Source organism: Actinoplanes flavus, from assembly GCF_017592555.1.
GTDB classification, from domain to species: domain Bacteria; phylum Actinomycetota; class Actinomycetes; order Mycobacteriales; family Micromonosporaceae; genus Actinoplanes; species Actinoplanes flavus.
In genome coordinates this window covers 186368-207329 of record NZ_JAGFNS010000006.1, presented here as the reverse complement: position 1 = coordinate 207329, position 20962 = coordinate 186368, and the positions used below count along the sequence as shown (strand labels likewise).

The 20962-nt window shown below is 71.8% G+C and carries 18 protein-coding genes; 9 read left to right on the top strand and 9 right to left on the bottom strand.

Annotated features, from left to right (window positions below; all coding sequences use genetic code 11):
• Position 1: 1 nt before the first annotated feature.
• The 8 genes from J5X75_RS11330 to J5X75_RS11295 form a co-directional block, all read right to left on the bottom strand.
• Positions 2-1315, bottom strand: a complete 1314-nt coding sequence (locus tag J5X75_RS11330) for a TldD/PmbA family protein (protein ID WP_208467302.1) — start codon at positions 1313-1315, stop codon at positions 2-4.
• Positions 1316-1320: 5 nt separating this feature from the next.
• The gene (locus J5X75_RS11325) at positions 1321-2682 is read right to left on the bottom strand and encodes a TldD/PmbA family protein (RefSeq protein WP_208467301.1); all 1362 of its coding nucleotides are present in this window, start codon (positions 2680-2682) and stop codon (positions 1321-1323) included.
• Positions 2679-5042: a lantibiotic dehydratase gene (locus J5X75_RS11320; protein ID WP_208467300.1), complete on the bottom strand. Its 2364-nt coding sequence runs from the start codon at positions 5040-5042 to the stop codon at positions 2679-2681. Before J5X75_RS11320 ends, J5X75_RS11325 begins: the two co-directional genes overlap by 4 nt.
• Positions 5039-7117 carry a lantibiotic dehydratase gene (locus J5X75_RS11315; protein WP_208467299.1) on the bottom strand — a complete coding sequence of 693 codons (2079 nt, stop codon included), beginning with the start codon at positions 7115-7117 and terminating at the stop codon, positions 5039-5041. The genes J5X75_RS11320 and J5X75_RS11315 overlap by 4 nt, the downstream gene beginning before the upstream one ends.
• Positions 7110-9503 (bottom strand): lantibiotic dehydratase, encoded by a 2394-nt coding sequence (locus tag J5X75_RS11310; RefSeq protein ID WP_208467298.1) that lies wholly within the window; start codon positions 9501-9503, stop codon positions 7110-7112. Before J5X75_RS11310 ends, J5X75_RS11315 begins: the two co-directional genes overlap by 8 nt.
• Positions 9503-11404, bottom strand: a complete 1902-nt coding sequence (locus J5X75_RS11305; protein ID WP_208467297.1) for a tetratricopeptide repeat protein — start codon at positions 11402-11404, stop codon at positions 9503-9505. The genes J5X75_RS11310 and J5X75_RS11305 overlap by 1 nt, the downstream gene beginning before the upstream one ends.
• On the bottom strand, positions 11404-12015 hold the full coding sequence (locus J5X75_RS11300; RefSeq protein WP_208467296.1) for a flavin reductase family protein: 612 nt from the start codon (positions 12013-12015) through the stop codon (positions 11404-11406). The genes J5X75_RS11305 and J5X75_RS11300 overlap by 1 nt, the downstream gene beginning before the upstream one ends.
• Positions 12016-12128: 113 nt before the next feature.
• A complete protein-coding gene (locus J5X75_RS11295) occupies positions 12129-12293 on the bottom strand; it encodes a hypothetical protein (protein ID WP_208467295.1) in 165 nt (54 codons plus the stop codon).
• A gap of 426 nt (positions 12294-12719) precedes the next feature.
• Here J5X75_RS11295 and J5X75_RS11290 point away from each other — a divergent pair, with 426 nt between their 5' ends.
• From J5X75_RS11290 to J5X75_RS11250, 9 genes are all read left to right on the top strand, one after another.
• A complete protein-coding gene (locus tag J5X75_RS11290) occupies positions 12720-13019 on the top strand; it encodes a hypothetical protein (RefSeq protein WP_208467294.1) in 300 nt (99 codons plus the stop codon).
• Between the two features lie 95 nt (positions 13020-13114).
• A complete protein-coding gene (locus tag J5X75_RS11285; RefSeq protein WP_208467293.1) occupies positions 13115-14092 on the top strand; it encodes a helix-turn-helix domain-containing protein in 978 nt (325 codons plus the stop codon).
• A gap of 147 nt (positions 14093-14239) precedes the next feature.
• On the top strand, positions 14240-14377 hold the full coding sequence (locus J5X75_RS11280) for a hypothetical protein (protein WP_208467292.1): 138 nt from the start codon (positions 14240-14242) through the stop codon (positions 14375-14377).
• A 59-nt stretch (positions 14378-14436) separates the two neighbouring features.
• Positions 14437-15573, top strand: a complete 1137-nt coding sequence (locus J5X75_RS11275) for an APC family permease (protein ID WP_208467291.1) — start codon at positions 14437-14439, stop codon at positions 15571-15573.
• Positions 15570-15917, top strand: coding sequence for a cupin domain-containing protein (locus J5X75_RS11270; RefSeq protein WP_208467290.1), 348 nt, complete (start codon positions 15570-15572; stop codon positions 15915-15917). Before J5X75_RS11275 ends, J5X75_RS11270 begins: the two co-directional genes overlap by 4 nt.
• The gene (locus tag J5X75_RS11265; protein ID WP_208467289.1) at positions 15914-17395 is read left to right on the top strand and encodes a class I tRNA ligase family protein; all 1482 of its coding nucleotides are present in this window, start codon (positions 15914-15916) and stop codon (positions 17393-17395) included. The genes J5X75_RS11270 and J5X75_RS11265 overlap by 4 nt, the downstream gene beginning before the upstream one ends.
• Entirely contained in the window at positions 17392-18198 is an 807-nt protein-coding gene (locus J5X75_RS11260; protein ID WP_208467288.1) for a type 1 periplasmic-binding domain-containing protein, read from the top strand. The genes J5X75_RS11265 and J5X75_RS11260 overlap by 4 nt, the downstream gene beginning before the upstream one ends.
• The gene (locus J5X75_RS11255) at positions 18195-19295 is read left to right on the top strand and encodes an NAD(P)/FAD-dependent oxidoreductase (RefSeq protein ID WP_208467287.1); all 1101 of its coding nucleotides are present in this window, start codon (positions 18195-18197) and stop codon (positions 19293-19295) included. The genes J5X75_RS11260 and J5X75_RS11255 overlap by 4 nt, the downstream gene beginning before the upstream one ends.
• On the top strand, positions 19282-20541 hold the full coding sequence (locus J5X75_RS11250; RefSeq protein WP_208467286.1) for a lysine N(6)-hydroxylase/L-ornithine N(5)-oxygenase family protein: 1260 nt from the start codon (positions 19282-19284) through the stop codon (positions 20539-20541). Before J5X75_RS11255 ends, J5X75_RS11250 begins: the two co-directional genes overlap by 14 nt.
• On the opposite strand, the gene J5X75_RS11245 is transcribed toward J5X75_RS11250, so the two are convergent.
• Positions 20531-20923, bottom strand: a complete 393-nt coding sequence (locus tag J5X75_RS11245) for a ribosomal maturation YjgA family protein (RefSeq protein ID WP_208467285.1) — start codon at positions 20921-20923, stop codon at positions 20531-20533. The genes J5X75_RS11250 and J5X75_RS11245 overlap by 11 nt on opposite strands.
• Positions 20924-20962 lie beyond the last annotated feature (39 nt).

Sequence of the window (20962 nt, the reverse complement as noted above, 5' to 3'; positions counted from 1 at the left end):
CTCAACCCACCACCAGATCGTCGACGAGCATGGCCGGGGCACCGGTACCGCCGGCCAGCGGGGCGAACACCACGTCGGTGCCGCAGGCCACCACGTTGCGCAGCAGCTGGAAGATGTTCGCCGTCACCGGGACTCGCCGGACCCGTCGCGGCGGCGCGTGCGGCGACACCCAGTGGCCGTTGGCGAGTGCGGTGAACCGGCCGGTGTTGCTGACCAGGCGCCCGGGCCGGGCGAACTTGGTGATCCACAGCCCGGTCCCGACCCGTTCGCGCAGCTCGGCCTCGGATTCGGTGCCGGCGGCGCAGTACAGGTTGGACGGCATCGGCCGGGGCAGCCTGGCGGTCGAGGTGCGGGCCGCCTTGCCGTTCGCGGGCAGGCCGAGCCGGTGCGCGGTCTCCAGGGTGTGCAGGAAACCGGTGAGCACGCCGCCCTCGATCAGGACGGTGCGACCCGTCGGGGTGCCCTCGTCGTCGAACGGACGGCTACGGCTGCCGCCGGGCAGGCGTCCGTCGTCGATGAGTGACACGGCGGAGCCGGCGATCCGGCGGCCGATCCGATCCGCGAGCGGGCGCAGGTCACCGAGAACGTTGTCGGCGCGGAGCAGCGAACCGGCGCTGCGAACCACGTCGACGGCCGCGGCGGGAGACAGCACGGCCGTGCACGGGCCGCTCGGAACCTCGGCGGCGGGACCGTCGTCGGTGAGGTCGGTGGCCTGGTCCGCGAGTTGTGCGGCGAGTCCGGTGGCATCGAGTTCGCCGGCATCCGCGGCCCAGCAGGCGACCCTCACGTGGCCGGCCGAGCCCTCCAGCCAGGCCCAGACGTCGTGGGCGGTGGCCTGGTGCTCGACGGCGAGTCCGGCGGAGTTGACCAGCGTACGACGGAAAGCGGTCCGCACGTGGCCGGCGCTGAGGTGCCATCCGGCCAGGCCGGGATCAGCGGCGACCGCGTCGGCGAGCCGGGTCACGAAGGTCCGGTCGTCCTCCGGGAGGACGCTGGGAGCGGCGATGCCGGTCGGTTCGGCCTGTGGGCCGGCCAGGAACGCCGTCCCCGGCACACCCTGCCGCCGGGTTTCGGCGACCGCGCGGGCGGCCAGTTCCACCGGGTCCAGGTCCTCGCCGGAATACAGCCCGAACCGCCCGTCGCACCACACCCGCAGCGCGCTCTCGGCCCGGTCGCCCCTACTGACGCCGACCCGGCCGCCGTGCACGGTGACCCGGGTCGACGGACCGGTCTCCAGATAGGCCTCGGCGTGCTCGGCCCCGGCCCGGGCGGCGGCCTCGACCGCCGCGTGCGCCCAGCTCAGCGTGTCCCGCATGGCGCTCACACTCCCCACACGTGCAGTTCGGCGACACGAAGTGTGGGCTGGCCGAGGTTGACCAGGACCGGGAACTGGTCGAGCTTGTTGCACACGTAGGCGCCGGAGAGCATCTCGACGTCGTCGCCGACCATGTCGATTCCGGCCAGCACCTCGCTGCCGGTGCCGGAGAGCACCGCACCGCGGATCGGCGGGCCGAGCCGTCCGTTCTCGATCAGATAGCCCTCATCGACCTGGAGGTTGAACCGGCCGGAACCCATGTCGGTGTCGCCACCCCCGATCGACCGCACGTAGAGCCCGCGCGGTGTCGCCGCCACGATCTCCCCGGCCGCATGCGGGCCGGGCGCCACGACGGTGCTGGCCATGCGCGGCAGCGGCGGGTAGGCGTAGCTCAGGCGCCGCCCGTGGCCGTTGCCCGGTATTCCGAGTTGGTGGGCGTGCCAGCGGTCGAGCAGTTGGCCGGTGAGGACACCACCCTCGATCAGGACCGCGGTGGCGGCCGGTTCACCCTCGTCGTCGACGCCGTACTGCCGTCCGTCGCCGGGTTGCCGCGGGTCGTCGACCAGGGACAGATGCGGGACGGCGACCCGGCTGCCGAACCGGCCGTGGAAGGCCGACGCGGGCCGCCGCACCAGGTCGCCCTCGAGGGCGTGCCCGCACGCCTCGTGCAGCAGCATCGCCGGACTGCCCGGACCGAGGACCACCGGTATCCGGCCCGCCGGGGCGTCGACCGCGTCGAGCCGTTCGATCGCGGACTCCACCGCGGCGCGAGCCAGCAGCCGGTGCCGGCCGTCCTTGACCAGCCCAGCGAGTTGATCGCAACCGGTCACCCGGCGACCCCAGCGCACCTGCTTGCCGAGCCGTACCTTGGCCCGGATGTGCAGCGAGACGGCCTCCCGGCGCTCGGTCACCACCCGGTCCGGGCGGGCCACGAGGACCTGTTGCAGCAGCGTGATCACCTTGACCGTGACCTGGACGTCGTGGCCGTTCCCGGCAGCGCGCGCCTCGGCCTCGGCCTCGGCCGCGACCGTCGCGGCGTGGGCTCCCTCCAGCACGGGCCAGGGCCGGCCGATCGCGCGATCGCGTGTTCCGGTGACCGGTCCACCGCTGCGGAGGGCGCTGACCAGGGCGGGCAGCGTGTCCTCGTCGAGTCCGGTGTGATGAGCGAGCCTGGTTCCGGTGTCGTCCACGGCCCGCAGGCCCATGCCTCGCTCGTACCGGGTCCGGCTGGTGATCGGCATCCCGTCCCGGATCTCGTGGGCGACATGAGTGCGCTCCTCGGCGAACAACTCACCGAACAGATCACCCGGCCGCAGCGCCCGGACCGCGGCCCGGCGGGCGGCCTCCGGATCGATGAGCCCGGTCATGACGTCTCGCCGCGGTGGTAGTAGGCCGTCATCCGTAGCTCGGCGCAGTGCCGGCCGGCGTCGCCGCGCAGCCACAGACCGTCCGGGCCGGGCATCATCTCGGTGAGCACCACGTCGCGGTCGGCCGGCACCAGGTGATAGAGCGCCTGCAGCGAGAACCAGCTCTCGGCGTCGACCAGCATCGGCTTGCGGTCGCCGGCCACCCGGGCGAAGACATGGCGGGGCAGGTTCAAGCGACGGGCACAACGACGGTACGCGGTGAGCAGCCCCACCTCGTCGCCGGTGAGCGCGACCGGGCCGAACAGGTCGGTCTTGCGCAGCCGCCACCGCTCCCGCTGCACCACCACAGCGCCGACGGACAGCCGGGGCGTGTGCTCCCCGGTCTCGACCGGGGGCGGCGGAACGAGCCGGGGCGGGGCGAAGATCCGGTGCGCGAAGGTCTGCTGCTCGGCGTTGTACAGCCCGAACGCGTCCACACCGGGCGCGCTGAGCACCGGCCGTCCGTCCCGGGCTTCGGCGGTCACCGCGGCGATCGGCACCTCGTTCCCGGGAGCGGGCCGGACACCGCCGAGGACCACGGCCGGGCCCGGGTACTGGAACGGACTGATCTTCACCCGGCGGGTCGGCACCACATTGCCGTAGACCCGGTCGCCCTGGATGTCGCGCAGCGCCTGCTCACCCGACTCGTGGACGGCCGCCGGATCGGGATGGAAATACAACGGCCAGCCCCACACGAGCAGTTGGTCGTGGCATTCACCGACCACGACGTCGAACCGCCCGGCCCGGACGTCGTCGGCGCTGTCCGCGACCAGCATCAGGTCCAGCGAGGTGAGCAGCGGTTCGGCGGCCAGGTCGGTGGACCGGGGCAGGGCGGCGAGGTCGAGCTCGACGGCGTGTTCGGCCTCCCGCCCGGCGAGCTGTGACCGGACGGCGGTGGCCCAGTCGTCCGGCGGTTCGGGCATCGGAACCGAGCGCAGCGCCGACACCACCGTCGTCAGGGGCAGGGACCGGGCGCCGTGATCGGCGGTCAGTTTCGCGAGCCGGGCGGTGCCCTCGTCACGGACCGCACGCTGGGCGGCGAGGGCATGGGCCGCGTAGAGGTCGAGCACCGGCTTCAGCCGTTCCAGGATCAGCCCGGTCACCGACGGATCCAGGACCAGCGGGGATGCCCCGCCCACCGCCTCCTCGTAGTAGAGCGACCGGTCGGCGTACAACTCGCCGCCCCCACGTCGCGGGTCGACTCCGGTCATCTCGACGAAGTGCCGTTCCGCGGCGGTGAGCAGGTCCCGCTTGGTGGCGAAATCGGCGTCCGCGAAGGTCCGCTCGGTCTCCAGCAGCGGTTCGAGGCGATCCAGCCAGGGCTGTCGTCCCGGGCACGCGGCCGGCAGCGCGGTCAGCCAGTCGCGCAGCCACAGCGAGGGGTGTGGCACGGTCACCGGCACCTCGGGAACCAACCGGATGACGCCGGCGGCGGCGAACTTGTCGAGGACGGCCGGGGCCGCGATGTCCCCGACCGTGCGGCTGCCGTCGACCAGCCTCAGCACGTCGGCGGCGCGACCGGCGACCACCCGTCCGTTCACGGTCAGCTCCGCCGCGTCCGTCACGGTGCATGTCGCACTCAGCACCGGCCGCAGCCAGGGCCTGATCCGCGCGTCGTCGGCGACGGCACCGGCGATCGCGGCCACCGCCCAGTGCGCCAGGAACGCGGCCCGTCCGGTGACCCGCCCGGCCACCGGCGCCGCGCCCGGCTCGGTGCCGGTGTGGCCGTAGTCGATCGGGCCGAAGAACGACGACGTGTCGTTCTTCGCACAGAATCGTTCCAGGTAGGCGACCAGCTGCCGCTCGGCTCGCCGGGTGTCACTGCGCGGTTCGGTCGACGCGAGATAGCCGCGCAGCCCGATCTGGTACATCTGCGGGCTGGACAGCCACACCGCCTCCCCGAACCGTGGATCAGCGACCACCTCACGCAGCGCTTGCCGCCGTTCCCGCAGTTCGGCCGCGAAGGTGGCACGCAACCGTTCGGCCAGCTCGGCACGTTCGGCGACGGCCGCATCCCAGGCCAGCAGCTCGGCGGCGGTGGCCGGGGCGAGCCGTTCCCGCTGGCCGCCGTCGAGTCCGGACGGCTCGTGCCGTTCGACCCGCTTGAAGACCTTGCGGCGAATCTTGCCGGTCGCCGGATCGCTGTCGTCGGCCAGGGCCCGCTGGACCCGCCCGATCCGGGCGTCCAGGGCCGCGTCGGCGTCGAGCAGCTCATCCACCCCGGCTGACGAATCCGGGCAGCCGAGCACGTCCAGCAGTTCGAACGCGAACCCGGTGCTTCGCAGCAGGAAGTGCGGCAGCATCCGCCATCCGGCCGTCACGCCACACCGTCCCCGGGAACGGTGCACACGGTCCGCAGCTCGGTGCAGTAGCGTCCGTCGCCGCGGCGTAGCCACAGCTCCTCCATGTCCGGCAAGACCTCCTCGAACAGCAGTTCCGCCAGGTTCTGCCGGGTGGCGTCGGCACCCAACTGGGCGAGAACTTCCAGGGAAAAGACGCTGCTGAAATCGACGAAGACGGGCTTGGGTTCGCTCGCGGAACGCACGAACACCCGCTCGGGGAGCCGGTGCTCTGCCCGGAACGCGGCGCACGCGACGAACAGGTGGTGCGACGAGCCGGACGGCAGCCGGTCGGCGGGGATCGCCCAGCGGCGTCGCTGCACGACCACGTCACCCGCGACGATCCGGGGCGTGTTCTCGCCGGTACGGACCCGAGGAAGATCAGCGAGCGGATAGGAGAAGCAGGCGAACACGCCGTAGCGGTGCCCCACCCCATGCGACGGCGGATGGAAGCGCAACGGCCGGTCGGCACCGGGCGCACGCAGTTCCGGGCCGGGCAGCACCACCAGGTGGGACAGACCGTCCCGGGCCGGGACGCTCGGGCCGGGGAACCGTGGCGGCGCCACCTTCATCCGCCGCCCGAGGACCAGGTTGGCCGGCTGGACCGTGCCGGGCTGCGGCAGCATCGCCTCGGTCGCCTGCCGCCAGCCGTCCGGGTCGTCGGCGAAGGTCAGCATCCAGCCGGTCGGCTGAACACCGTGGTGGATCTCGCCGACCACGATGCGGTAGTCGCCCTTGGCCAGGGCGTCGAATCCGTCGGCGGCCAGCATCAGGTCCGGGGACATCACCACCGGATCGCCGGGCGTGACGCACAGGGCGGCCACGTCGGCGTCGGTGAGGCGAGCCTCGGCACCGGTTCGGCGCATCGAGACCAGAGCGGTCAGATCGGTGATCAGACGATCGGCGGACGGGGTGGGCGGGGCGTCCGGATGACGGCGCTGCCAGGCCGCGGCGAACCTCGGGAACGGCACCGGGGCGCCGTTCGGGCTCAATGTGCTGAGCACGGCGTTTCCGGCGGCGCGTAGGTCGTTCGTGCGGCGGCGGGAGTATTCGGCACACAGCCGGGCCACCGGGGTCAGCGCGGTGGCGATGCGGTCCTGATCGACTTCGGTCAGGTGCAGGCGTTCGACGTCGCCGAGGCACTCCTCGTAGATCAGCGCCCGGTCGCGGAACATCTTCCCGTCACCGCCACGCCGTACCGCATCACCGGTGATCCGGCCGTATTCGGTCTCCGCGGCGGCGAGCAGCTCACGCCGCCGCGCCAGCGGAGCCGTCGCGAACTCCTCGACCATCCGGCGCAGGCCGTCGGCCCGGGGAGAGCCGATGTCGTCGAGCGGCGTGAGGGACGAGGGATCCAGGTGGTGGCCGGCGATCGCTTCGGCGGCCCAGAACGCGAAGAAGCCACGCCGCGCCCGAATCCGCTGCGAGCTGATCCGCAGCTCGGGCGGCGTGTTCTTCAGGAACGCGCCGTAGTTGAGTGGGCCGAAGAAGCTGGTGGTGTCGTTCTTCGTGGCGAACCGCTGGAGATAGGTGTAGAGGATCCGTTCCAGGCGTTTGATCCGGCTGTCGCGCTGGTCCGGCCGCCAGTGCTTCAGGTAGGACGGCCAGTGCGCGTCGGCCATGTCCGGGTTCGACAGCCACAGCGCCTCCTGCACGTCGTCGCGCCGGAACAGTTCGCGGAGCACGGCCCGGCCCCGGTGAAGTTCCTCCTGATAGACGGCCGCCACCGTCGCCTCGGCGGCGGCGACCCGGGTGCAGGCCGCGGCCCATTCCGGCGGCGCGCCGTCAACCGGGCGGCGGGCGGCGATCGCTTTACGGATGCGGCGTACCGCCGTGACCGTCGCCTGATCCCCGGTGTCCTTCGCGGTCCGCCCGGTGGCGGCCATCGTCCTGTCGACATCGGCTGCCAGTACGTCGAGAGCAGCCCGGGCGGCGAGCAGTTCCGCGGTGGCACCGGCGGTCCGGGGAGACCGCAGCCGGTCGAGCATGTCGACCGGGAAGCCGGTGCCGCGCAGCACGAACCGGTCCATCAACCGTACGGTCGTGTCCTCACCCATGGCCGGCCACCCAGGTGGTCCGCCACTCGCAGCTCCGCCGCCCGCTCCCGGCCGCCGGCAGCCACCAGTGTCCGGGCTCGGGCAGCATCTCGCTGACTCGCAGGAATGACGCCCCGGTCGTGCGGGCCAGCAGCTGAGCGGTGCTCAGCGGATCGCCGATGTCGACGTAGACCGGCTTGCGCTCGCCGGGGAACCGGGCGAACCCGCGCTGCGGCAGGCCGCGATCACGCCATACCTCCGTCACGAGCAACTGCGCGTCGGTGGGGACGGTCGCGGCCCGGGCGGTGGCGAGCTCCGCGCCGGGAACGGTCCAGCCGCGCCGCCACAGCACCGCATGACCGACACGCAGCCGGGGTGTGCTCGCGGCGTCGGGTGGTGGTGGCGCGCCCACCGGTGGCGGGCCGAAGATCCAGTTCACGATGCTGCGGGGATCACCGGCGTGCGGCTGGACGATCCGGCCCAGCTTCCGCGACCACAGGACCGGTCCGCTGCCGTCGTCGGTGACCTCCAGATCGGCCACACCGAGAACCTCCGAGGGCTCCTTGGTGGAGCGGCCACCGAACTCGGCGCTGTAACCGGGCAGCTCCAGCGGAAACGCCTTGCCCTGCCGCCGCGCGTGCACGAACGCCACCCGATCCGGCCCGCCCAGCAGGTCCGTCAGGGACGCGGCCAGACCGTCCGGGTCCGGCCAGAACGCGGTGAGATGCGTCCACACCTGCACGCCCTGGTGGACCTCGCCGATGATCACGTCGAAGTCGCCGGCGTGCAACGCGTCCAGGCTCTCCGCCGCCAGGAACAGGTCGGGGGAGACCACGGTTCCGGCGGGAACCGGCACGGCCAGCGCGGCCACGTCGTCGGCGTTCAAGACCGAGACCCCAGCTTCGGTACGGGACTCGACCACCTTGTAGAGCGCGGAGAGGAACCCCTGAACCTCGGGTGCGGCCAGGCACTCCGCGATGTCCGTACTACGCCGCAGCCGGTCGACGAAGCGCAAGTAGGGGGATCGCCCGCCGAGTTCGGCCAGCACCGCACGAGCCCTCTGACGGCAGACGTCCTGCACGACCAGGCTGTACGCGGCACACAGACGCAGTGCGGGCGCCAGTCGCCGGCCCAGGTCGTCCATCAGGGCCGGGCCTATGCGGCAGGTGATGTCGCCGTGGGCCTCGTCGAAGAGGAGGGTGCGATCGGCGTACAGCTCGCCCTCGGCACGACGGGCCGGCCGGCCCGTCGCCGCGGTGAACGACCTCTCCGCGGCGTCGAGCAGGACGGCCTTCTCCGCCGGGGGCACGTCCGCGAACCGGGCCGCGATGTCGAGCTGCTCCTCGATGACCCTCCGCCAGCGGCCGGCTTGCACCGGCAGCGCGGTCAGCCAGCGGTGCAGCCACGCCATCGGATGTGGTTCGGCGGTCGGGATCCGCGGAGCCAGCGTCAGGCGGCGGCGCGCGACCAGCGCCTCCACACGTTCCGTGGTCTCCGGGCCGGGCCGCTGGTTCTGCTGCACGGCCGCGAAGATGCGAGAGTCGGTGGGGCTCAACCGGACCGTGCGGCCGGAAAGGGTGTTGTCCAGTGTTCCGGTCACCGGATCGTAGGACAGGCCGTCGGCGAGACGCGGAATCAGGTGGGGGCGGATCTCCGGGTCCGCGGCGATGGTCTCGGCGAGCGCCTGTGCGGCCCAGTAGGCGGTCCGGGTCAGGCGTACCGGTGGACGTTCCCCGGTGGTCAGTACCAGTGGCGGGGCGGCCGGATCGGGATCGACGACGCCGTGATCGACCGGGCCGTACAGACTCATCGTGTCGTTCTTGGTGGTGAACCGCTGGAGGTAGCTCCACAGCTGGAGATCGACCTTGCGGACCGCGGTCCGCCTCGAATAGCGGCGCAGCGCCTGGTACATGCTGGGGCTGGACAGGAAGACGGCGTCGGCGAACCGCTCATCGCCCGCGACCTGACCGATCCCGTTCAGGGCCGTGTCGACCGCGGCGGTGTGCTCGCGTACCAGCTCGGCGTGCCCGGCGGCGACCTCGGCGAGCAGCTCCGCCCACCCGGCCAGCCAGCGCACTGCTTCCGGTGAGTGGTGCCCGGAGGGGACATCGTCGGCCGGCCGGCCCCGTTCGACCTGACGGCGGGCCCGGAACCAGGCCCGGAACACGGCCCGGTCGGCGCCGGACGCCTCCTCGTTCGCCACCACGGCGGGAAACACCGTGGTGGCGAACTCGGCCTGCAGTCGCCGTACCCGGGCTCGCTTCCCGGCCAGCCGGGTGAAGCGGTCGTGCAGGCCGGGCGTACTCAGATCGGCCAGCATCTCGAACGGCAGGCCGGTGCTGCGCAACAGCACGGCCGGCACCGCCGACCAGGTCTCCGAGTTCGGTTCCGATGAGCTTCCAGCCATCAGTTGGCGACGTTGACGAGATCGAAAGGCCGGTTCAACTTCGTCGGGGGTACGGCGTCCAGGCTCCCGCTGCCGTCGACGAGTCCGGCCAAGGTGGCCTGCATGCTGGGCAGCCGTTCGTGGTCGCCGACCGTCCATGCGGCGTCGACGGCCCGCTCGTACCAGGAGATGGCCTCGGCCACGGCGCCCTTCTTGAACTCCACGTGGGCGCAGGCCTCGGCGACGATCTGGGCGTGGAACGGATCCGTGGTCGCCTCGCACTGGTCGAAGCTGGCCTGGTAGGCCTCCAGCGCCTCGTCCAACTGCCCGGCCGCGAGCCGCAGGCCGGCCTCCCGGAAGTGGTAGTGCTTGGCGAACAGCGCGTTGGCACGGCCGAGCAGCGCCCGGAACTTCTCCCACACCTTGACCGCCTCGGCCGGCTGGCCCGCCTTCTCGTAGAGCACCGAGATGTTCGAGACCAGATTGACCTTGAGGTGGGTGGCCTCGCTGGACTGGATCGGCCGAACCGTCGCCCACGCCTCCCGGGCCATACGCATGGCGTCCTTGAACCGCCCACCGGAGTAGGCCATCAAGGCGTTCACGTTCAACAGCCAACAGCGTTCGAGTACGCCCACCACGTCCACGTCGTCGCCGGTCACCTCGGCGATGCCGGCCCTGATGTGGGCCTCGGCCTCGTCGATACGGTGCAGGCGCTTACCGGTGATCAGGCCGAGGTACATCAGCGCCTGGGCCTGCTGCTGGTGGCCGCGGGCCAGGCGGGCGGCCTGGTGGTAGCAGCGCAGTGCGGTCTCGTGGGAGCCCAGGCAGCTGTTCGCGAAGCCGGCGGCCCGCCATGCCGCCCCGGCGAGTTCCTCGCGGGTGTGTGGCTGCTGCACCGCGAACTCCAACGCGGGGTGGTGTGCCGCCTCCGCGGACGCCTGCCAAGCGGCGTCGAAAGCCCCCTGGTCGAACGGTTCGCCGTTGTCGGCGACCGCCACGACGTGGGCACACAGGAGCAGCACGGTGGCGTAGTCGAGAGCGAAGGCGGCCGGGGCCATGGCGCGCATCGCCAGGGCCGAGCCCTCCTCAGCGCGTCCGGCGGCGAAGGCTTCCAGGGATCGGCGGACCAGCTGGAAGTCACCGGGCTCCGCTTTCGCCGGGACCGTCCGCTCCGCGGGCGATGGCGCGGCGTCCTCGATCGGCAGCGTCTCCGCCAGCGACTGTCGGAGCACGCCGGTGAGCAGCCGCCGGTGCTGCTCGCGCCAGCTGAAACAGTCTGCGAGTTCGGCCGGAACGGCAGGCTCGGGAACGTCCGGGCCATGATGCGGGTCGGCCGACGCGACCAGGACGAGGCGGCTGCCGGCCTGGTTGGCCCACCGGCTCAGCCGGCGGAAGGCCAGCAATGTGCCGACGTCGGCGGTGTGCAGACTCGGCCAGCTGAGCACGATCGGGCCGGACTTGAGACTGGGGCACTGGTCGAGTGCGCCGTGCAGCAGCCGGGCGAGGCCGTTGACGATCCGGAACGAACGCTCGGACTCCCGATGCGAGCGCCGCTCGCTGGGCGTGTTGGCGATCTCGTCGAGGGTGTGCACGGGCGTGATCTCGAACGAAGCCGCAAGCCGCGGGTGTACGGCCACGATCTCCGCACCCAGCTGTCTGGTGAGGTCGATCGCCTCGGCGTGCACGATCGGCAGGATCCGCTCGATCACTCCGCGCAGTGGCCGGAACGGCTCGCCGCCGCCGTCCGCGCAGGGGATCTCGATACACATGCCGCCGCTCTGCTGTGCGGCGTCGCGGCAGGCGCCGGTCAGATCGCCGGCGTCGCTGGTCAGCACCAGGCTGCGAGGCCCGGGAAGACCCTCGTGAACGGTACGGACCAGGTCGCTGATGCGGGACGGCCAACGTTGCGTGTGCGCGGACATCAGGCGCCCCCGGCCGGCGTCACGGGTGCCTCGGAACCCGGCTTCGGAATCAGATCGCCCATCCGGAAGTACTTGCCCTGGAAATAGACCAGCGGAGTCGCCGAAGAATTGGCGCGACCAGCGACGACGCGGCCTACGAACCCGGTGTAGTCCCCCATGGGAATCGTCTTCTCGACGACACATTCCAGGTTGAGAACGCAACCACGCAACATCGGGGCTTTGATTTTCCGACCCGGATACGTCTTCCCGGTGAGTGCGGGATTCTCCATTTTCGGGCCATTCCATCCACTGGACCGGCCGACCGCATTGACAATTTCGGTCTGATCCGCGGAGGCGATGTTGACGCCGAACTGCCCGCTTTCACCGATCAACTGGTGAGTGTAGTCACCAGTCTCGATAAGAGACAGGATCAAGAATGGCTGATAGGAGATGTTCATCGTCCATTCACAGGCCATCGCGTTCTCGCGCTGACCCTCGGCCCACGAGGTGATGACCGATATCGACGATGGAAAGAACTTGTACATCGAGAGCTTCTCGGCTGCCGCCGGGGCTGGCTGAGAACCTCCTGTGACCTGCGCATCCACGGCAGGCGACAGTGGACCGTCGGACATGTGACCCTGCTCTCCCTCGACAAGAACGAAATTGAATCAGGCACGCAAATCCACGCTCGCACGCGAATGCGTACGAGCGTCATCACGGATCCAAGCGCGGAGAACTCCGATTCTTACCCGAGAGGAGCGATCTGATCCTCGATGTCGTCGATCAAGAACTCCAGGTCCTCGATGTCGGCGTCGTCGTCGAAGATCTTTTCATCGGTGCCGGATGCTGCGGCCGGGTCGTTGACCTCAGCTTCGATTTGGGCAGCATCGAGCGGATCTTTCTCGTTCAAGACATTCCCCCGTCTCTGATGATCATCAATGACTATATACAGGCCCGCCGTGCAAGACAACCCTAGGAACTACGCTAGGTGGAGTTTGTCCGTCTTGGGGGTATGCGAGCGTTACGGAGTGTCCTTGATCTATCTGTTACAGCGGTCCGAAGTGGATTGTTAAATTTTTAACGCCTTCTGGTCAGGGATGACGAGACGGATCGCCTGCCCCGGGGAGACGATCGCCGTCGAGGCGGGGACGGCACGCTCGTGTCGCCGGTCGGCGCTTCGTGCGGCCGCTTTCGTCCAGGCCGGAACCGGCCTGGACGAAAGCCTTTCCGGTCGGGGGTCCGAGTTCGATGATGGACGGCAAGGTGAATCAGCGGCCTCGCCGGACCGATGGCTGGAGCGAGTCTCGAATCTCGGATGGAAGAGGGGCGTAGGGCCATGCGGCTTGCTCGGATCTCCCTCGCGCCGCGCAACGGCGCGCCGGCCACCGTCGACGCGGTGGTGCTGGTCGACGCCACCTGGGCGGCGGCGCGGGCCGGGGACGAGGTCGAGCACGTGGTGGCCCGGGCGGTCCCGGAGGGCTTCGAGGTGGGGGTGTTCCTCCAGGCGGCCGACGGGCCGGCCGGGCGGGCCACCGCGGACGCGCTGATGCGCCGGGTGCTCGGCAACTCGCCGATGCTGCGGCAGTGGCGGATCGTGGCCGGGTCCGACGTCCCGCTCGACAGTCTGCGTCATTGATCCGGTTCCCCGGTCCACCCCTACCCGGCCTCGCCGGAACCCTGGGTCTTTTCCCAGGTCATGGACATACGTGAGGGATTGCCTAGGTTCGAAGCATGCTTGATGTGCTGGGCCTGGGAAGAGAAGCCGAGTCGGTCTACCGCCTTCTGCTGGCCCACCCGCGATGGCGGGTCCGTGACCTCGCCGAGCATCTGGCCGCCGACGAGGACACCGTCCGCGGGGCACTCGACCAGCTCTTCGATCTGGCGCTGCTGCGGCCGTCCGCGGAACACGAGGGTGAACTGCGGGCGGTCAGCCCCACCGTCGGCCTCCAGTCGCTGCTGGCCCGCCAGCAGGCCGACGTCGAGCACCGCCTCCGGCGGATCGCCGCCGGGCAGGTCGCGGTGGCCGCGATCCTCGCCGAGTACAGCGACCAGACGGCCGCCGAGGAGGCGCCCGAGGCGGAGCGCGTGATCGGGCCGGACGCGATCCAGAGCCGGCTGGAGGAGCTGGCCCAGACGCTGCGCGAGGAACTGCTCAGCTTCGTGCCGTCGGTGCCGTCGGTGGCGGCCGCCGAGACGGCCCGCCGGCACAACGCCGAGCTGGTGGCCCGCGGGATCACCATCCGGACGACGCTGCGGGACGCGGCCCGCCGGGACCCGGTCGCCGCCGAGTACGCGAAGTCCCTGACCGATGCCGGCGCCGAGGTGCGCACCGCGCCACTGCTCCCGCCGCGCATGCTGATCTTCGACCGGGCGGTCGCGATCGTGCCCATCGACCCCGGTCACACCGCACAGGGCGTCCTCCAGCTCTCCGGCCTGGGTGTGGTGGCCTCGCTGGTCACCCTGCACGAGCAGGTGTGGCGGACCGCGGTCCCGCTCGGCACCGTCGCACGGGACCGCGACGGCATCACGCCGACCCAGCGTGAGCTGCTGCAACTGCTCGCCCAGGGGCACACCGACAGTTCCGCGGCCACCCGTCTCGGCCTGTCCGAGCGCACCTGCCGCCGGGCCATGGCCGAGCTGATGGAGCGGCTCGGCGCGCGCAGCCGCTTCGAGGCGGGCCTGCTGGCCACCCGCGAGGGCTGGATCTAGTTTCGTCCGGAACCGGCCAGGCCGGTTCGGGACAGCCCGGAGACCTTCCCGCCCACCCCGGCGCCCGGGATAGTTGTCCATGTCAGGCCGAGAACGGCCAGAAATGACGCGGACATTCAATCCAGGTATTCAGCCGGGGGTATCGTCATGTCTTTTTCGGTCGCTCGCTTCGCGCTTGTCCTCTCCATTCTCGCGGTCACCGCCGTCGTCCGGCCGGTGACCGGAGCCGGATACGAGCAGCTCACCGTGGTCTCGGCGGCCGACAACGGCCTGATCTGGGGCTGACCGGAATGGCGCAGAATGCTTTGGCCGAGCGACAGTGGTCGGTCCGTCAACTGACACAGATGTACGTCTCCAGCGTCCTCGGCGCGGGAATCCTGGTGGTGCCGGGAATCTCGGTACGGGAGGCCGGCTGGGCCGCCCCGCTGGTGTGGGTGGTGCTCGCCGGGATCTGCGTCTGTATCGCCCAGATGTTCGCCCGCATCTCGATGGAGTTCCCCCGGGTCTCCGGCATCACCGACGTCATCGGCGCCGGCATGGGTTCGGCGAACGCCACCATCGCCCAGGGTCTGCTGCTGGTGGTCTACGCGGTCGGGAACCCGGCCATGGCCATCGCCACCGCGCACTACCTGGAGGCGCTGACGGACCGGCTGCCCCCGGTGCCGGTCACCGCCATGGCGCTGATGCTGCTGTCCCTCGCGCTGGCCGGGCTCCATGACCGCGCCATCGCCCGGATCCAGGACGTCAGCATCAAGGTCGCGCTGGTCGCCCTGGGGGTCAGCATCGTCCTCGCGGTGCCCAGCATGGACCCGGCCAACCTCGGCCGGCAGGGCTCCACGTCGGTGGCCGGTGTGCTGACCGCCGCGGGCGTCGCCTTCTACGCCTACCTGGGCTGGGAGAACGTCTCCCTGCTGGGCGGCTCGGTACGGGACCCGCGCCACACCTTTCCCCAGGCGATCCGGCGGGCCGTACCGCTGGTCGCCCTCACCTACCTGGCCGCCACCGTCGCCTACGCGGCCCTGCCGCCGGGCGGGCCCACCGCCCTGGTGTCCGCCCTGACCGCCGGTCTGCCGGCGCCGCTGCGCCTGGTCCTGCTGGCCTCGTCCGCCGTCGCCATCATCGCGGCGACCAACGCGTGGGTGCTCGGCGCCACCCGGCTCTACGTGCACGCGGTCCGGGGCCGGACCTCGGTGCCGCGGGCCAAGGCGGTGCTGGCCCTGGCGTACGCCGGAACGCTGGCCCTCTTCGGCGCCGGGATCGTCACCCACTCCGATCTTCTCGCCTGGACGTCGGCGCTGTTCATGTCCGTCTACGCCCTGTGCAGCGTCGCCCTCGCGCGGTTGCAGCGGAGGTGGAGCGTCCAGGCCGTCGTCGTCCTGCTCAGCAGCCTGGTGATCCTCGGATCGCGAGGCGTCGCGGGACTGCTCTTCGTCGGTGTCCTCGTCGTGGTGGTGCTGGCCACCGGAAAGGTACGGAAATGACCGCCCTGCGCCATATGGCCACGCTGTCCGAGGAATCGGCGGACGGCGAGTTCGGAACCCGGTGCCAGCGGGTCTTCCCCCTCGACCTCATCGACGACGAGACGCTCGGCGCGATGGGTTGCTGGCTGGAGCCCGGCCGGCAGACCGAGCCGGACCAGCACGACCAGCGCGAGATGGTGTTCGTCACCGGCGGCCGCGGGACCCTCGTCTCGGGCGCCGAGTCCACCCCGCTGCGCGCCGGCGACGTCGTCTTCATCGAGAAGAACCACGAGCACGTCGTGCACTGCACCGACGAGGCGCTCACCTGGTTCTCCGTCTACTGGCCCCTGAAGGAGACCCGATGACCACCTGGATCACGGCGACGCCCCCGACGCCGAACGGGCACCTGCACGTGGGGCACATCTCCGGGCCGTACCTGGCCGGCGACGTGATGGCCCGGGCGCTGGCCGCGGACGGGCAGGACGCCTGGTACTCCACCGGCCTCGACGACAACCAGACGTACGTGCCGCGCCGATCCTGGGGCGAGGGTGGCACGCCCGAGGAGACGGCCGAGCGGTACACCCGCTCGATCGTCGACACCTGGGCCGCGGCCGGCGTGCGGTTCGACGCGATCGTGCGACCGCACGGGATCGAGTACGAGTCCCGCGTACGAAATCTGTTCTCGCTGTTGATCGAAGGCGGTCACGTGGTGGCGCAGGAGCGGCCGCTGCCGTTCTGCGAGCCCTGCGACCTCTGGCTGTACGAGGCCTACCTGGGCGGGAAGTGCCCGCACTGCGGCGCCGGCACCAACGGCAACGCCTGTGAGGACTGCTGCCGGCCGAACGTCTGCGCCGACGTCGTCGACCCGTTCTGCATCCGCTGCGGCGCGACCCCCGAACCGCGGCAGACCAAGCTGCACGTGCTGCCGCTGGAGCCGCTGCGGGACCGGCTCGTGGCGTTCTGGGCGTCCTGCGACATGCCCGAGCGGCTGCGCGCCGTCTGCCGGGCGATGGCGGCCGAGCGGCTGCCCGACATCCTCGTCTCGCACCCGTCGGACTGGGGGATCCCCACCGAGGCCGACCCGGCGCTGCGCACCTACGTGTGGCTGGAGATGGCCGAGGGGTACGCCGCCGAGGCGCCGCCCGCCGGACACGACCGGCTGGTGCAGTTCTTCGGCATCGACAACGGCTACTTCCACGCCGTCCTCTTCCCGGCCGTGAACCTGGCGCTCGGCCGCACGGAGCTGCTGCCGGAGAAGTTCGTCGTCAACGAGTTCTTCCAGCTCAACGGCTCCAAGTTCTCCACCAGCCGGCGGCACGCCATCTGGGCGTCCGAGCTGCTCCCGGTCGTCGGGGCGGATCTGCTGCGGCTGCACTGCCTGCTCCGGCGGCCGGCGACCAGCCGGACCGACTTCACCCTGGACGACCTCAGCCGTACCGAAAAGGTGCTCGACGTCTGGGACGCCACCTTCCGCGGGGTGTTCGCCCTGGACGGCACGGCGACCACCGTGGACGAGGCCGCTCTCCCGGCCGACCTGCGGCGCTCCGGACGTGCCGTACGGGCGCAACTGGACCTGGCCCGCCGGTTCTGCCGGCCGGACGACTTCGACCCGCCGGCCGCCGTCGAACAGCTGATGGCCGCCGCCCGGGTGATCGGGTCGGCGCTCGACGAGGTGCGCGCCATGGGACCCGAGGGGACCGCCGCGGCCGCCGCCCTGCGGGCCTGGACCGCCGCGTTCGCCGAGGCCGCCGCCCCGATCGTGCCGGACGGCAGCGCGTACCTCCGGCAGGCGTGCTCCGGCACCGAGCGCCCGGCCAGGTACTTCGGGCTGGGCGTGGGATGAGCACCGCAGGCCGTCTCGCGGTCGTCGCACCCCGCACCGGCCCGCGGGCCCGCTGGGGAAGGCTCTTCCCGCCGTCGCTGCTGGAGCATCCGGCGGTGGAGGTCTTCGACGACGCCGCGGATCCGGAGCGCTCCGTCGCCATCGCCCGGCGCATCGCCGGATCGGCCGGCTACTCGGCCGTGGTGGGGCACTTCTCCAGCGAGGCGGCCGGTGGCGCGCTGACCGCCTACCGGTGCGCCGGCATCCCGGTGGCCTTCCCGCTCTCCTCGGCGCCGGAGATCACCCGCGAACACCTGGACCCGGATCCGGGGGTGATCGCCCCCATGCCGGACAACCTGGCCCAGGCCGCCGTGCTGTTCCGGGCGTACCGGCCCGCGGAGGCGTGGGCCGGGCCCTCGGCCGACGGGCTCGCCGGCGCGTGGGAGCTGATGGGCGGCCGGGTCCGGCCCAGCGTGCGGGAGGTCCTCCGGCAGCCCGGCGCCGGCACGCTGGTGGTGCTGGGCACCCTGACCGACGCCGAGGAGGCGATGCGGGCCGTCGCCGCGGACGGCCGGGAGGTACGCGTGGCACTCACCGACGACAGCTGGGTCGGCTCACCGGACTGGGACGAACTGCCGGCGGGTGACCGGCCGCGGGTCGTCACCTCCCGGCCCGACCCGGCCGTCCTCGTCGACCGCTGCACCCGGCACATGCTGGAGGTCGTCGAGCGTGCCCTCACCGGCCCGGAGCTGGTCACCCGGTGGGCGGAGCGGTACGGCGTACCGGTCTGGGAAGAGCCGCGCCCGGTGGAGGTGCTCCGGTGACCACCGTGGACTGTGCCGTCATCGGCGACGGCGTGGTCGGCCGCTTCACCGCGCTCGCGCTCGCCGCGCGGGGACTGCTGGTGAGTCTCAGCGGTGGCGTGCCGGAGGACGCCGGCTCGTCGGCCTCGGCCCTCAGCGGGGGACTGGTCCGCGCCTACTCCGCCGATCCGGTCCTGACCAGGCTCGCGGCACGCAGCCTGACCTCGGTGTGGCTGAACTGCCCGGCCTACCGCCGGACCGGTTCGGTGCACGTCCTGCCCCGGGCCGGGCTGGACCGGTCGGTGCTGTCCGAGATGGCGGCCGCCGGGGTGCCGTACCGGGTGATCGGCGGACCGTCCCGGCACCCGGTCCGGCTGGAGCGGGGCGACTGCGCCGTCGTCGAGCCGCACGGCGGTTTCGTCCATGCGGGCGAGGCGCTGCGCTGGCTCGCGGACCGCTGCCGGGACGACGCCGCGATCACGCTGACCGGCCCGGTCCGCCAGGTGATCACCGGCGGCGACGGCTTCTCGCTGGCCGGCGCGGGCCCGGCGGTACGGGCCCGGCGGGTGATCGTGACCGCCGGACCGGGCACCGCCGCGCTGCTGCCGCCCGGATCGGCCCCCGAGGTGGAGCGACGGCGGATCGTCTACTCCTTCGTCCGCCTCGGCGAGACCGGTGCGGCGCCGCACACGCTCGTGGACGCCGTACCCGACACCTGGATGCGCCCCGCGCCCGAGCAGGGCCCGGGTGTCCTGCTGGTCGGCCGGGCCGACCCGATGCCGTGGAACCGGCCCGGCCGCCGGGACGTCACCGACCGGCGGGCCGGGCTGCGAGCGGCGGAGGCCCTGGCCCGGCGGATACCGGCCCTGTCCCGGGCCGAGTACCTGAGCAGCGTCGTCGCGTCCGACATGTACGCGACACCGGGACACCACGGCGACGTGCCGGCGCCGACGGCCACCGACGGCCTCTGGTACGTGACCGGCCTCTCCGGCGGCGGTTTCAAGATCGCGCCCGCGCTGGGCGAACGGATCGCCGACCGGATGACGGCGAGCGACAACGACGTCGCGCAGACCCTGTACAGCAATGACGTCGAGGGTGGGGACCATGTTCGATCGTGATCTCGTCGGTGTCGGGCTCGGCCCGGCGAACCTGGGTCTGGCGGTCGCCCTGGAGGAGGCCGGGATCCCGGTCCGGGCGCAGTTCCTCGACCGCCGTCCCGGGTTCGACTGGCATCCGGAGATGCTGCTGCCCTCCTCCGTCATGCAGATCAGCTACCTCAAGGACCTCGCCACCCAGCGGGACCCGCGCAGCGCCTACACCTTCGTGAACTACCTGCACGAGCGCGGCCGGATGAGCGACTTCATCAACCGCAAGTCGTTCTTCCCCAGCCGGCTGGAGTTCACCGACTACCTGCGGTGGGCGGTGGAACGGCTCCAGGTCCCGGTGTGCTGGGGCACCGAGGTGGTCGCCGTCGACCTGGACGAGCGCACCGGTGGCTGCGTCGTGTCCTGGGACCTGGACGGCTGCCGGCACACCACGACGACCCGGCACGTCGCGATCGGGGCCGGCTCGACGCCCCGGATGCCGGACTGGGCCACCGCGCTGCCGGGCGTCCTCCACAACACCGGGCTCATCGGCGGCCTGCGGTCCGCGGGCCTCGGCAACGGTGCCCGGGTGGCCGTCGTCGGGCAGGGGCAGAGCGCCGCCGAGGCGGTACGGCACGTCCTCGACACCTACCCGGGTGTGTCGGTCGACTGCATCCTGTCCGGGTACGGGATGACGCCCGCCGACTCCAGCCCGTTCGCCAACCGGGTCTTCGATCCCTCCGCCGTGGACGACTTCTACTTCGCCGACGCCAACGTCCGCGCCGAGCTGCTCGACCGGCACCGCGCCACCAACTACAGCTGCGTCGACCCGGACCTGCTCACCTGGCTGTACGACTTCGAGTACCAGGAGAAGGTGGCCGGCGGGAACCGGCTGCGCTTCCACCGGGCGGCCCGCGTCACCGGCGCCCGCGCGTCCGGCGGCCGGGTCACGCTGGGCGTCCGGCGCCGGATGACCGGGACGACCGCGGAGGAGACGTACGACGCGGTCGTCTGCGCCACCGGGTTCACCTCGCCGCTGCCCCGGAAGCTGCTCGGCGGCTCCTTCGGCGACACCTCCGGCGTCTGGCTGGCCCGCGACTACCGCCTGCACCGGGCCGACGGGTCGGCGCTGCCGGTCTTCGTGCTGGGCGCCACCGAGTCCGGGCACGGGCTGGGCTCGGGCCTGCTCTCGAACATCGCGGTCCGCGGCGGCGAGATCGCCGACCAGGTCATCGCGTCGGCCCGGGCCCCGCGCCGAGAGCTCGCCGTCATCCGCTGATCGCGCGTCCGCGGACCATCAGATGTACGGCCACCAGCGGGACGATGCCGATCGGGTACCAGATCAGGTCGATCGGGTCGAAGGCCGCGCCGAGCACCAGCCGCGCCACGAGGCTCTCCTCGGAGAGGGCCGCCGGGACGCCGGTGAGCTGGAAGAGTTCGGCGCCCCAGCACCACCCGAGGGCGATCCCGCCGGCCGTGAACGGGGACAGGCGGGGCGCGAGGAAGAGCACACCGGCGTACGTCATCGAGGCGTAGAGGGCGGTGCCGGACGACTGCTCGACCCAGCTGCCCAGGGGCGCCACCGCCCGGATCGCCAGCGCGACGGCCAGGAAGCCGAGGGTGGCGCCGAGCGCCGCCAACCGGAAGCGCATGATCGACATGGCTGATGATCGTAGGGCTTACGGGCCGTATCGGGGATC

Coding starts and splice junctions, on each gene's coding strand:
- J5X75_RS11330 (WP_208467302.1), bottom strand. CDS start 1,315: ATGCGGGACACGCTGAGCTGGGCGCACGCGGCGGTCGAGGCCGCCGCC.
- J5X75_RS11325 (WP_208467301.1), bottom strand. CDS start 2,682: ATGACCGGGCTCATCGATCCGGAGGCCGCCCGCCGGGCCGCGGTCCGG.
- J5X75_RS11315 (WP_208467299.1), bottom strand. CDS start 7,117: ATGGGTGAGGACACGACCGTACGGTTGATGGACCGGTTCGTGCTGCGC.
- J5X75_RS11310 (WP_208467298.1), bottom strand. CDS start 9,503: ATGGCTGGAAGCTCATCGGAACCGAACTCGGAGACCTGGTCGGCGGTG.
- J5X75_RS11305 (WP_208467297.1), bottom strand. CDS start 11,404: ATGTCCGCGCACACGCAACGTTGGCCGTCCCGCATCAGCGACCTGGTC.
- J5X75_RS11300 (WP_208467296.1), bottom strand. CDS start 12,015: ATGTCCGACGGTCCACTGTCGCCTGCCGTGGATGCGCAGGTCACAGGA.
- J5X75_RS11290 (WP_208467294.1), top strand. CDS start 12,720: ATGCGGCTTGCTCGGATCTCCCTCGCGCCGCGCAACGGCGCGCCGGCC.
- J5X75_RS11285 (WP_208467293.1), top strand. CDS start 13,115: ATGCTTGATGTGCTGGGCCTGGGAAGAGAAGCCGAGTCGGTCTACCGC.
- J5X75_RS11280 (WP_208467292.1), top strand. CDS start 14,240: ATGTCTTTTTCGGTCGCTCGCTTCGCGCTTGTCCTCTCCATTCTCGCG.
- J5X75_RS11275 (WP_208467291.1), top strand. CDS start 14,437: ATGTACGTCTCCAGCGTCCTCGGCGCGGGAATCCTGGTGGTGCCGGGA.
- J5X75_RS11270 (WP_208467290.1), top strand. CDS start 15,570: ATGACCGCCCTGCGCCATATGGCCACGCTGTCCGAGGAATCGGCGGAC.
- J5X75_RS11265 (WP_208467289.1), top strand. CDS start 15,914: ATGACCACCTGGATCACGGCGACGCCCCCGACGCCGAACGGGCACCTG.
- J5X75_RS11260 (WP_208467288.1), top strand. CDS start 17,392: ATGAGCACCGCAGGCCGTCTCGCGGTCGTCGCACCCCGCACCGGCCCG.
- J5X75_RS11250 (WP_208467286.1), top strand. CDS start 19,282: ATGTTCGATCGTGATCTCGTCGGTGTCGGGCTCGGCCCGGCGAACCTG.
- J5X75_RS11245 (WP_208467285.1), bottom strand. CDS start 20,923: ATGTCGATCATGCGCTTCCGGTTGGCGGCGCTCGGCGCCACCCTCGGC.